The organism is Pseudomonas sp. RIT-PI-r (assembly GCF_001297015.1).
Lineage (GTDB): Bacteria > Pseudomonadota > Gammaproteobacteria > Pseudomonadales > Pseudomonadaceae > Aquipseudomonas.
The window spans coordinates 277,998-290,643 of record NZ_LIGE01000025.1 but is presented as its reverse complement, the minus strand read 5'-3'; the positions used below and the strand labels follow the sequence as shown (position 1 = coordinate 290,643).

At 55.6% G+C, this 12,646-nt stretch carries 8 protein-coding genes; all 8 read right to left on the bottom strand.

The window, feature by feature from the left end; translation table 11 throughout:
• Window positions 1-158 precede the first annotated feature (158 nt).
• Window positions 159-1,316: a UvrD-helicase domain-containing protein gene (locus AK821_RS13200; RefSeq protein WP_064390049.1), complete on the bottom strand. Its 1,158-nt coding sequence runs from the start codon at window positions 1,314-1,316 to the stop codon at window positions 159-161.
• On the bottom strand, window positions 1,309-2,970 hold the full coding sequence (locus AK821_RS13195; protein ID WP_064390048.1) for an ATP-dependent nuclease: 1,662 nt from the start codon (window positions 2,968-2,970) through the stop codon (window positions 1,309-1,311). Before AK821_RS13195 ends, AK821_RS13200 begins: the two co-directional genes overlap by 8 nt.
• 690 nt (window positions 2,971-3,660) lie before the next feature.
• Window positions 3,661-5,769 (bottom strand): hypothetical protein, encoded by a 2,109-nt coding sequence (locus AK821_RS13190; RefSeq protein WP_064390047.1) that lies wholly within the window; start codon window positions 5,767-5,769, stop codon window positions 3,661-3,663.
• Between the two features lie 124 nt (window positions 5,770-5,893).
• Entirely contained in the window at window positions 5,894-7,567 is a 1,674-nt protein-coding gene (locus AK821_RS13185) for a hypothetical protein (RefSeq protein ID WP_064390046.1), read from the bottom strand.
• Window positions 7,568-7,952: 385 nt separating this feature from the next.
• On the bottom strand, window positions 7,953-8,849 hold the full coding sequence (locus tag AK821_RS13180; protein ID WP_064390045.1) for a serine hydrolase domain-containing protein: 897 nt from the start codon (window positions 8,847-8,849) through the stop codon (window positions 7,953-7,955).
• A gap of 68 nt (window positions 8,850-8,917) precedes the next feature.
• A complete protein-coding gene (locus AK821_RS13175) occupies window positions 8,918-9,850 on the bottom strand; it encodes a LysR family transcriptional regulator (RefSeq protein ID WP_064390044.1) in 933 nt (310 codons plus the stop codon).
• 154 nt (window positions 9,851-10,004) lie between these two features.
• Window positions 10,005-11,135 carry an alkene reductase gene (locus AK821_RS13170; protein WP_064390043.1) on the bottom strand — a complete coding sequence of 377 codons (1,131 nt, stop codon included), beginning with the start codon at window positions 11,133-11,135 and terminating at the stop codon, window positions 10,005-10,007.
• Between the two features lie 172 nt (window positions 11,136-11,307).
• Window positions 11,308-12,495: a XylR family transcriptional regulator gene (locus tag AK821_RS13165; RefSeq protein WP_064390042.1), complete on the bottom strand. Its 1,188-nt coding sequence runs from the start codon at window positions 12,493-12,495 to the stop codon at window positions 11,308-11,310.
• Between the last annotated feature and the right edge of the window lie 151 nt (window positions 12,496-12,646).

Sequence of the window (12,646 nt, the reverse complement as noted above, 5' to 3'; positions counted from 1 at the left end):
AGGGTGAGTGAATGATTGGTCGCTTACATGTCGCGTTGAATGCGATGTGTTTAGCCGTCTTGGTCGTCAGTAAACGTTCGCCATAGTCCGAAAGCAGTCTGGCATGAGTGGCCGCTTCCGACTCTGAAGTCAGAGTTGTATGGTGTCATTAACTTCTGTCAAGCATGGTCTTTGGCCCAGATTGGGAATCGTAAACCGGTAGCCTTCTTGTCAGGTACGATGAAACCCAAACTGTATCGCGCGCGCGTGATGGCGACGTACAGCTTGTTTTGAGCTGTTTCGTCCTTCGCTGGAAACGGCTTTTGGCCGTCTAGGACGAAATGCATTTGGCTTTCCGCGGGAAGCACCAGCACCCGTTCAAAACCTAGACCTTTGCTCCCTCCAAAGTTGTAGCATCGCGCCTGGATAGGAAGAAGCTTTGTCCCAGATGTTACACTCCAGCGCAACACCATAGGGTCGAACACTTTGATGTATTCGGCGACATCCGACTCCCGGACTATGAAGATACCTAGGTGATGGGCAAACTCAGGAGGAGCAGCTTTTACCGCTGATTCCGTCGCTTCATAAGCGCCCTTGTGTACCGCGTCAGCGACGTCACAAATCGGCTGAATGCAACGACGATTAAGCGTCAGTGACTCATCTTCAAAGCCCATAGACTTGAAGGCCGCGATCTTTTCCGCGGCGGTTTTTGGCGCTTTTTGGCCAAACGTCGTCTCGTATACGGTCTGCCGGAAATCTCCCACGCACATGATGGATGTCGGCATCTCTTTGTTCAGCCCCTTAAGCACCTCGTAGTCCCACCCAACTAGATCTTGAACCTCATCAAAAAACACCTGGGTATAAATCTGCTTTAGTCGAACTGCTGCAGAGTTTTTCGTGACCTTCATAATCCTGCTCACCAGTTTTGCGAGAAAGCCGGTATGAACTTTGGTCTCGCATGGAGTCAGGAAGTGTTTTGGGTTGTAGCTCTTATCGTCCAGTTGCTCGGCGCGCCCAGATAACATAAACGTTGAATCTGCCCTCATATGAGGATTGCGCTGGTTGAAACAGATGCCCTCGATACGCCGCTGGAACAACGCCTGCTGATAGGGCCTCACCATGTCTTCCAAGTAAAATGAGAAAAGACCTTTGACCACGAACCTATCACTGTGCGCACCAAAAACCTCCAGAAATCGACGTCGCAGTTCCTGCTGATTACTGGTCGTGTAGGTCACAACCAGAACCTTACCTCCGCGCTTTATTTCGGCGATTGATTCGGTAATGACCTTCTGAGTTTTGCCTGAACCGGCACCCGCCATGCAGAGTTTATTAGGCAAAATTCAGCACCTCAGTGAGAAAGGCTGGATATTTGAATGCCTTATCAGTCTCGAAAACCCTGATGGCAGAATCGACTTTCTTTTTGCCCTTACCGTCGCCGTCACTGCTCCGGAACCACTCCACGATAAACTCGAGCTTTTCAGCAAAAGTAGGTTGGGCAGCGAGTAAATTGAAGGTTTCTCTGGAGAGGACAATTTCAGCAAAGGCCTGCAACTCTTTTTCCGATGCAGCATTGGCTAAAATCATCGCAGGCTCCAGCGAAAACTCATCTTTATTGCTTGACGAAACTAGCTTTATATTTGGGAAAGCCGCATATTCTTTGCGTGCTTCAACGACGTTTTTTTCGTAATTACCATCGTTGTCTCGCAAGACGTTAATCGCGGTACCGATTTCTTTGCCGATTGCAATGAACGTCTTGAACCCGACGCCGCGAACTACAATGATATCGATACCGTCCTGCTCTGGCAGTCGCCCATTGTGAGTGTCTTTGTAGATCCTTTTGAGAATCAACTCATCAGATGGGCCTTCGACTAGCACTACCTTCTTGGAGAGTGCGACACGCAATGTGTCGTAACCTGGTAGCCGCTTCAGTGTTTTGACCACCCCCTTATCCAGTAAGTGGAGTCGCTTGTATGCGTCATGCAGCAAGCAGATTTTATCTATACTAAGCTTGTTCAATACATAAGAACTGTGAGTGGTCAAGAATAATTGCTTACCGCCTCGCTGATCTTCAATGTCTTGTACCAACCTGCTTAGTTCGATATGCGATAGGTGATTTTCCGGCTCCTCCATCATTACCAAGTCGATATCTTTTGATTTGTTGTACAGGGCTAGCTTGATTTGCACCTTGCTCTGCTCACCCTTGCCAATCATGTGAAACGGCACGGCATTTACTTCAAGTTGCAGACCGTTCTGAATAGCGCCAGCGGGCATCGTGTTGGCGGCGATGGTCAGCTTCTTTTCCGTAATTCTATTATCGGAATCCAAATCCTTGTTGACTGTGGTGACCTCATCAGTACTGTTGAAGGATTGAAGGGTCTCACGGTAGTGCAAGCTCAGACGGTACTCTTCGTCCTTTCGGAGTGCGGTAGTCAGAACATTTGAGATGTACTGGTTTTTGCCGAAGGTGGGATGGATACGAGTGGGGTCGATGTAGAGTGCTCTGAATTGCTTGGTCATCGGCTTGATAACATTCCAAGCAAAATCCATCCATTCGATCTGGTAGAACTCCACTGGGATGCTGGTTACCGCGGCACCAGAGGCTAGGTAATCGTTATAGGCTTCAGTAAAATCTGGATCAAAGCTGACTTTAATTTGAACCCCCTGAGCATCTTTTTTCAGGCTGTTGTTCGCACCGCGATATTCGGGCACATTCTTCATATATGCCTCGATCACGAGAATCGGTAAGTCTGCAGGCGATTTTGGCGAAGCGCGGAACGCGGCGACTGTCTCAGCGTTAAAAAGATCCGGTGAAAATTCGCTACTGAATGGCCTACCGCGATACTGAAAATTGAGCACGATCTCCAATGCCTCAAGAATCGTGCTTTTGCCTGCGTTATTATCGCCTACGAAAATATTTACATCTTCGTTGAAGTCAAAAATCTGATCCTTGAATTTTTTAAAGTTGATCAGGCGTAGCGATTCTATAAGCACGTTTCAAATCCTTATGAAGTTGCGGAAATCAGTGTGGCGTAAGGTCGTTACGGTTAACGCTATAGATACGTGGGCACCCTGTCTAGTAAGAAAATGAAGCGGTGGTGTCGACCTTGCGAGTCTGACGAAGTAGGTTCCGTACTCCACTTTCTTTCCCTCGTAATTAGCATGACTGATGCACTTGCTAATTTGCACACTCCCCCGGGTTGAAACGTCGGAACTGGTTGAATCATGGGCCAGTTCACGTGCCATTTCCTACCATTCAATGCCCGCTAATAGCCATTAGCGGCAGCCCGCGAACGTCCGCTTATGGCCGAAAGCAGTCATCCAAGGAGCCCAGAACGGAAGCATGCCTTACCATTTTTAATGCCGGGAGAAGGCTGAATTGGGCCACTCTTCATCGCCAGTTCGAGCATCCTTGAGGCAGCCACACCGCCAACAGCGGCCATCACAAGACATTTAACAAGCAACGGGGCGTCTGACCGCAGTGCAACCGAGCACGGTCACTCGCTCGCGTGAGCTCGGCTAGGGATGTTATCCCTTCATCAAGCGCTCAGTACACAGTGCTTAGCAACGGTTGGCTCCAATACGAATATTGTGACAAAGGGATATTTCCATCACCGACCCGCGTTCTTTTCAGCCTATGGGAATCGGGGCGCAATGTAATGGCAGTAGGGCTCACCGCCGGGCCTATCCATTCTCTTGGCGTCGAACCTCGATGTCGAGGATATGGCGAGGCGTTCGTCCAAGTCGGGGATCACCATTGGCGACGGCGACAATGCCTTCCAGTTCGTCGCCCGCCCAAAGGCCGACCAGTTCATGCAGGAAGAAATCCGCATAGGAGCAGCTAGCATCTCGCACCTGCATCGCCACGACCGAGGCTTTGCTCGTGTGCAGTTGGGTCAAGTTTCTGACCAGCCGGGCCGGAGTAACCCAGAGCACTGGGCGCGGTGAAGGCGGTGTCGCAAAGAGATAATAGGCGTGCTCTGACTGAGTGAGCATGTCCTCGCATTGCCGCAGGTTGACGCCTATCGTCGAACTGAAAGCCTTTCCCGAACCAGTGCCGCTGCGCTTTTTCACTTGCAGAAGAGTGGCCCGTTGGATCACCGTTTTGCCCTCGTCGACAATACGGGTCAGGAACAGCACGTCCGCTCCAAGAGGGACACCGGCAGCCGTACTAGCCCCTTCTTCCCGCTTGCTGGGCTGACGCACCTTCACCGATAGGGTCGGGTACGTCGCCCGCGTCGTGGACGAGAGCTGGCGTAACTGGCGGCTGGCGTTGCTAGCTGCCTCCTGGGTCAGGGTCAGGAGGCGCGCAGTATGAGCTTCCTCGTCCTCTCCCCAACTCGCCGAATACTCGCGGCAAAACTTTTCCTCGATCTGGCTGAGCGCCCTATGGATGACGCGCTCCACGGACGGGTCGCCCAACCAGGTTTGGGCGCCGACGCTGGGCAGCGCAGTGGCATCCTCGCTTTGATCCACCGGATCGTCCAGATCCAGTGCCGCCTGCTTGGACCGTATCAGCCCCTTCGCCCTCAATTGCAACTGCCTCGGATCAGCGCTGGCGAGCCAATCCGCAAAAGCCAGGTGTTCCTCGTCATCCATCAATCGCAGAAGCACCGGCTCGATTTCTCCGAACGCCGTCTGATCGAGCCAAAGGCAGGCAAAATGGAGCAAACCTTTGGCCAGCTCCGGCTCCCCAATCACTTGGTCGAAAAGATCCTGTCGCCAGGCCTCGCGAGCGGCAGGTCCCAGTTGGCTCCACAACGCCTCGCGGTCCCATCCCCCGGATGGCAACTCTTTGAGGCTTGCGGCAACGCTTTGCTGGCCAGCGCGCGGCGGGTCTGCGACCTCGTGCCAAACCGCGGCAAGCGCGAGGTCCGAAGGCATGGCGTCCGTCATTAACCTAGCCAGCGTCGAGTAGGCTTTGCCGACGCATGTCCAGACGTCGTTTTTCTTTTTTGTATGGGGATGGAAATGCCAGCGCAGGAACAGACTGCGCACGTCGTCCGCCACGATCGTGTGGCAATGCTGGACCAGTCGAGGAAACGCTCTTGGATCGACTCGATTAAGAACCAGCTCGCAGGCCCACCGTGACGCCTGCACCTTCGGCGAATGCGCATACAGCAAGAAGACGACATCAGGCACATTGGAGCCTGAATCGACACTGGCCTCCAGGTAGGCGCGTATATACTGCCAATGCTGTTCGACCAGTTGCTCGAACGCCCAGCTATTTTCACCCTGACCGGGGGCGACCAGTTGAAGGCCACCGAAGCAATCATCCTCCGATACACTGGCCACCAGGGCCGCCATGATCTCCCGATCGTCCAAAAAACGAGACCGATCAGAGGATTGAGCATCAAGCAGCCAACGCACCCATATCTCACGGGGAGCGATCGCCGCCGTGATGATTTCGCGCAAGGCCCGGGATTCGACTTCAAGCGTGTCCATCCTGAAGGCCGCTCCTGCCCCCCCGTAGGCATCCTCGTCCAAGATGGACGATGAACCTTGGATCCCGGTGGAGCCGTGCCCGAGGATGGCAAGGGTCAGTGTTATGGCACCCTGCCGTGCAGCGTGATCGAACTTGACCGTAAAGTTCTCGCGTTCGGTGGTCGACGTTACCAGCCAATCCCAATCAACGCGGGTGTTCTCGGCAGACAAGTGAGCATAGTCCAGCCGAAGCATGCCCTCGCCCACATCAAAATAACGTGCCAGGTGGTCGATCAGCGGCGGAGCCCAACCGGCCAGCGCGATGCTGGCAACGGCCAACTCATTGTCGAAGCTGATCTTCACGCTCAAGGCGCTCTCCCTGTTCCCGCGGTGGCGTCTGCCGGGTGAAACGTTCAGGTTCGTCCCTGATCGCCCAAGTCCGGCGGTTTAATGAGTCTGAAATCAGTCGGGTATGCTCCATGTGTGCCCACACTCAACGTAAGCGTGGCCCTTTCATTTCAGGCCCGTCATTCTTCTCCATGGCGCGCTGATAGTTGGTACCCAGATCGGCATAATGCTGACGTACTCGTTGCTGAAGATCCAGGCTGTAGTCCCCGCCCCCTGCGGCCACCACGATCAGTCGACTGGGGAGAAGCTGGCGTTGGCCACCGCTCAGAACATCCAGAGCGTCTTCATCGTCTTTGAGCTGGCGCCCTACCCCACTGGTATCGCTGCACAAACCAAAAGCAATGAAAGCGGGCCAGTCCCAACCGCGTTCGCGGGTCGGAACCTTGAGCGACCCCGCGTTCAAATCAGTCGACGGCGAGACCAATGTGCTCACACGGTTCAGCGTCGGCCAAGGGACACTCGCTTGGCGCAATCCACGGTGGTAAAACACATAAAAGTCTCGCTGAGGGTCATTCAGTTTTTGTAACTGGGTCAGCTTTAGCGGGCCGCTGGGTGGGCTGCCAATGTCCGCTATACCGTTTTTGCTGACCTTGCCCTGTACCAAGGCGACCTTGCGCACGACCAGCCCGCCGACATTAATTTCCACGATAATGCCGAAATCCGCCCCCAGACGGGCTTCGGCCGCAGTTCCACCTAACGCCAGCGTTCCCATGAAAGACGTCACCTGCGGAAAACCCATGGCGTCGATCTTCGGACCCGCCCATCGCTCAACTTCCGAGCGGAAGCTGTGTAGAAAGGCGCCCGTCGAATGCTCCTCGTGCGCCTCGGCCAGTGACATGTCCTTGGCAAATCGTTGAGCGGTTTGAAAACAGGCCCAGTACACCGCCCATTGCAGCCAGTGCACGACCTGTTCAGGGCGGGTTAATTGGTCCGCCAGGTGGTACCAGCGATCCACCGGTTCTTGGTCTTGCAGCACAGCTTGTCGAACAGGCGAGGTGCAACCTGCCAGCACCAGCGCTGTGGCATCGTTCACGATGGCGCCAAAAGAGGCCAGTGCCGTAAACCCTACCGCGCCTTCGCTGCGCGCTTGCTTCAGAAAGCCCTGGGCTTCTTCTCCCCATTCTGCAAGTGTCTGCCGGGCAGGCATCACCTGAAAAATCAGCTTTTTGCCTTCCTGCAACGCCGCCAATACGTCACGTTGCACCAGTTGGCGATGCATTTGCTCAAGCACCGCCGCGGTGTTAGCGCTGACCCAGCCACGGCGCACAAGCGTCAGCTTCAACAGGACCAACTGTGCTTGCAGATTCCTGCTCGACGTCAACCAACAGTTACCCTGTTCGATCGTCTGGCCAAGCCGCTGGCGCTGCTGCGCCACGTCGGCAACGTGGTCATTGTGCGAAGCGACCTGTCGCGCGCGAAGCGCCGTTTCGCTGGCACTGGCGGCGATGCCTTGCTGCTCGGCAAGAACCTGCGCAGCCGCAGAAATCGCCTTGTTCGCCTGAAACTTCGCGATGGGCTTGCCCCACCGGCTCTCAGCCTTGATGGCCAGAAGATGTTGTTCGGCCCGCTGCAGCGCTTGCGTAGCTGTCCGCAGGTAATTGCTGAGTTCGATGGCCTCGGTCGTGGGTTGCAACCGCGGCAATCGATCACGTTGTTCCTGTGCTTGTCGCACGGCTAATGCCAACTCTTCAGTGGCCTCATTGAGGGTTGATTCAACGAGTTTGAAATTGATGCTGGTTTTGGACGAAGCGGCGCGCATGAATCAAACACATCCTTTTGAGGGTGACGACAGCGCTGCCACTCTAGCGCACAGCCGCACCGCTCACTAGCAAAAAGCCAGCACTGCTCTGCCGATTTATACACGCTTGGATGATCCTGAGGCGCGGTAGCGCATCAGCTAGCCGACCTATTGCCAGCGCTACGCCTCGATTCTGAAGACTCGTTTGGAGCTAACTCTCAAAACTAATGCAAAAGCTTCTCATATCTAGTGAACCTAAATAACCTTTAACCCCCGTTCTAACGTTGGTGAATTCTCAATTCAGAAGATCACCGACGTCCACTTACACTAACCCGGTCGATTTTGCACAACCCCGGCGTCTCGGTAACCTGCTCCCAAAGCCGTCGTTGTCGGCCTACTGCCGTTTTCAGATGTTTTCATCCCTGTGCTGCAGTACTTGCATCAGTCGTCCAACAACGCGGGCCTCGACAGCGCCTTCATTTACGCCTGCCTCAAAAACTGCACAACAAGCTGATGCGTCGGCGTCGCCGATACGGTAGACCGCGATGACACTGCCTGGTCCGCAACCAGTGTGCCCGCAGAGGGAATGCCCGCTGCCAATCGCCCCCTGCATCACACCAAGGCCATAGCCCGGAGTGATCCATGGGCGTCCGGGGATCGGGCCGCCCAATGTTCGCGCTGCCTGCATTTGCTGGAGCAAGTCTGTGGTTAGCAAGTCGGCGCTGAGGAGGCGATCGAGAAATAGCGCTGCTTGCGAAACCGGGCCGACCAACAGGCCGTGATAAACCCACGCAGGGTCATAATTCAAGGTGCATTCGGGATGGGTCGCTTGTAAGTCTGCTCGCGTTTTAGCAAAGCGAACGTTCGACAGGCCCAGAGGTGAAATCGCCCGTTGAAGCACCGCCTCATCAAGCGTCAGTTCAGTTAGCCGTTCAATCAGTCTGCCAACGAGCAAGTAGCCAACATTTGAGTAACGCCAACTGGATCCGGGACTGTATCGAAGTGAAGTGCCGTCAAGGCGCTGCATCATTTCGTCCGCCGACCAGGCAGATTCACCGTTGGTAACGGCTGCGTGATACTCCGCAAGTTCGCCGTAATCGGCCAGTCCTGCTTCATGCCGCAAGAGCTGACGTAAGGTGAAAGGGTCATCAGGAATCTGGTCGTCCAGTCCGATCAGCCCGTCTCGGACCAACGACAGGGCTGTCGCAGCCAGGACTGTTTTCGTGAAACTCCACCAAGGGACCCTCAGTTCTAATTGATCAGGCGTTTGTGCCTGGCCATTTGATATGAGTGAACTGAGCATTGGCGTCCCTGGAATGTTGATCGAATCGGCAGTTCGACAAGATAGCTCATTCCCTGCCTGTTTCTACCTCAACAATCACTGAGATCATCCCAATAAGGAGGCGCGCCGATCGCTTTGATGAAGTAGTCCCACACCACACGGACCTTCTGAGACCGCAGGCGATTCTCAGGGGAAAGCAGATGGATCTGGCTAGGCGTTTGCTCCACCGATCCCTGCCAATCAGGTAACAGCCGAATGAGCTGCTGGCTCATAAAGCTCTCGCGACTAAAAAGCCAGGACGGAAAAAACACGATCCCCCTACCCGCCAGCGCGGCCTCCACCAACACCTGCCCATTGTTACTTCTGAGCGGACCATGGACGTCGATAATCTCGGGTTTGTCGCTGCCAGGCTTTCTGAAATACCAGCGCTGCGCCCCGCCGGTTCCCTTGTAGACCAGGCAGGCGTGATTCTGCAGATCCGCCGGCGACACGGGTTGGCCATGCTTTGCTATGTATCCCGCACTGGCGCACAGAACATAGTGTTGATCGCAGATTTTCCGGCCGATCAAGCCAGAGTCGCCCAGGTGCCCGACCCGAAAGATGAGGTCGGCGCCCTCCTGAACCGGGTCGATAAAGGCATCGGTGACCGTCAACTCGACCGTCAGCTCTGGATACTTGTCATATAGACCGTTCAACAGTTTGACGATGTGCAGGCTGCCGAACGCGACTGGCGCGTTGATCCGTACAAGTCCACGAACCTCGCCACCCTTACCGGCTATTTCCTCATCAGCCGCATCGAGCAATTCCAGCACTTCGCGGATCTGCTGGTAATAACGCTCGCCCGCGTCCGTCAGTTTCACTGCACGGGTGTTTCGATAAAGAAGCTGCTGACCCACCTCTCGCTCAAGCGCCGCGATGAAGCGCGAAACGGACGACGCCGGCACTTGGAAGTGCCGAGCCGTTGCCGAAAAACTTCCAGTCACGGCGACCATGGCGAAGTACCGGTGCGCTTTGAGGTGCATAAGGAATTCCGATCATCAAGAACAGTTGGTTTGCACTAAAACAGAACTGCGCCTGCTTGTCCTCTCGCAACATCGTCGCAGGCCTTTTTGCACCCGACATGAAAAAGCAGCCGCACCGAATATCGGTGACGGCTGCCAGTACTTCAGCGGCTACTTAGCCTTTATAGGGCGGGTAATCGACATAACCTTCCGCCCCGCCGCCGTAAAAGGTTTCGCGCTTGGCGTCGGTCAGAGGCCAGTCGTTCTGCAGCCGCGCCACCAGATCAGGGTTGCTGATGTAAGCGGTGCCAAACGCGGCGAGGTCGATGATGCCGTCATTGATCAGATCGTCCGCACGCTGGCGCGACATGCCGCCCGCCAGAATGAGCGCGGTGGCCGGCAATTTCGACTTGATGGTCGACAGCAACTCAAGGAAAGTTGCCTTCGGCCCGCCGCCGCCACCGTCGGTACCCGGAGCTGGAAAACCGGACTGATCCATCACATGAACGTAGGTCAGTTGCCGCGCACCAATCTCCGCAGCCAGCGCGGTGTAGGTTTCATCGATTTGCTCATACAGCGGCATATCGAACAGCTGACCATACGGCGAAATACGAATACCCACCCGGCCCGCGCCAATCCGTGCGACTACAGCATCGATCACTTCCAGCGTGAAGCGCAGACGATTTTCCAATCGATCAGCCGAGTACTGATCGGTTCGATCATTGACCAGCGGATTCATGAACTGCTCGAACAAATAGCCATTGGCACCGTGAATTTCCACGCCATCGAAACCCGCCTCGATCGCGTTTTGCGCAGCCTGGGCGAATTCACCGACGATGCGCGAAACCTCAGCCGTTTCCAGTTGACGGGGCGCTGGCGGCTCGACCAGTGCCGGCTTGCCGTCAGCGTCGTAACCGAATGCTGTCGCGCCGACAGCTTGCTTCGACGTGGCGCTCACCGGCAGTTTCCCACCGTCCTGGATCGACGGATGCGAGACGCGGCCGACGTGCCAGATCTGCGCAAACATCTTGCCGCCCACGGCATGCACGGAGTCGGTGGTCAGACGCCATCCAGCAATCTGCTCGGCAGTGAAGATCCCGGGATTGAACAGATAGCCCTGCCCCTCACGGGAAATCGGCGTGCCTTCGCTGACGATCAAGCCTGCGGTAGCGCGTTGCGCGTAATACAGCGCCACGCGTTCATCGGCAGCATCATTGGGTGCACGCGATCGGGTCAGCGGCGCCATGACGATGCGGTTTTTGAGCGTGGTGTCGCCCAGGCGAAGTGCTTCGAAGAGCTTCGACATCAGAATTTTCCAAGGTTGATCAACTGAGACGACGATCAGCGCAGTGACAGGCTAACGATGTGGACTGTCTCGAACTCGCGCCAAAGGCCTGATGAGTTGCAGCAATGGATTGATGCTAACTTCTGATATAGGCGGCAACAATCCGCCGGAATCGCAAATGACTATTGCTTTTTTAGCAATGAGATTTATGCGGAGCCTGCTGATACTCCCGAGGCGTACAACCCAACTCCCGTCGAAACACCGTATGCAAATACTGCGCTGACTTAAACCCACAACTGCGCGCAACGTCGGCAATCGCCGCGTCGGTACTTATCAGGCTCTTGGTCGCCGCTGCCAGTTTGAAACGCAAAATCTCGTCATGCACGCTGCAACCTCGCTCAGCACGAAAATGCGCTTCGAGTGACGAACGCGACACACCGACATACGCCGCCACCTGCGCCGTTTTAATGCCCTGGCAAGCATATTGTCGGATGAACAGCAGCGCTTGCATGACGTAGGGATTGCCCAATGGCTGGTGCAAACTCGACACCTGCACGTTCACAGCATCCGGCGGGATCAGGATCTGCGTGCCGGTCGACGGCATGCCGTGCAACATCTGATGCAGCAATTGCGCAGCAGTACGGCCCATGGTTTCCGTGCCCTGGATGACCGAACTCAGCGGTACGCGGGTCAGGCTGCGGGTCAACGGATCATTGTCGATGCCGATCAATGCCACCTGCTCCGGCACGGCGATACCGGCAGTCAGGCAGGCTTGCAGCAATTGGCGCGCGCGGGCGTCGCTGACGGCGATGATGCCGATGGGTTTGGGCAGGCTTTGCAGCCAGGCGATCAGTTGTTCGACGGCGCTGTCCCACAGCGGTGCGCTGGTGCCCATGCCGCGATAGATTTCGCCGTGCAGGCCGTCGCGTTTCATCAGTTTGCGAAAGGCTTTTTCGCGCTCCTGCGCCCAACGATTGGCCTGCGCTTCCGGCAGGCTGAAGCAGGCAAAACGTTGCAGTCCAGCCTCGATCAAGTGCGTGTAAGCGAGGGTCATCAGCGCGTTGTTATCGGTGGCGACGTAGGGAATCGCTTTCGGATAGGCGCGTTTATCCTCGTACGAGCCCCCTACCGCGACCACCGGCATCTGGATATCGGCCAGCGCCTCACCAATAAGCGGATCGTCGAAGTCGGCAATGATCCCGTCACCCTGCCAGCGCTCGATGCCTTTCAGACGACAGAGAAAATCCTCCTCCAGGAACAGATCCCAGGAAGCACGGGTGCTGCTCAGGTAGTTGCCGATGCCGCTGATGATCCCACGGTCGTAGATCTTGCTGCCGTTGAACAACAGGGCGATGCGGTGAACAGGCGGGACTGTTTTCATTGTTTTTATGCTTGTTCCGGGCCTCTGGTCACGGAGGCGATTGGCACAGACTAGGCGCGTGGCCGAAGAAGCTCAATACGCAAAATCGCACTCGGTGTTGATGTTTTTCATAATCAGCGGGCACAGGGCCGTTGCTAGTATCGAGACACCG

Coding starts and splice junctions, on each gene's coding strand:
- AK821_RS13180 (WP_064390045.1), bottom strand. CDS start 8,849: ATGCTCAGTTCACTCATATCAAATGGCCAGGCACAAACGCCTGATCAA.
- AK821_RS13175 (WP_064390044.1), bottom strand. CDS start 9,850: ATGCACCTCAAAGCGCACCGGTACTTCGCCATGGTCGCCGTGACTGGA.
- AK821_RS13165 (WP_064390042.1), bottom strand. CDS start 12,495: ATGAAAACAGTCCCGCCTGTTCACCGCATCGCCCTGTTGTTCAACGGC.
- AK821_RS13185 (WP_064390046.1), bottom strand. CDS start 7,567: ATGCGCGCCGCTTCGTCCAAAACCAGCATCAATTTCAAACTCGTTGAA.
- AK821_RS13170 (WP_064390043.1), bottom strand. CDS start 11,135: ATGTCGAAGCTCTTCGAAGCACTTCGCCTGGGCGACACCACGCTCAAA.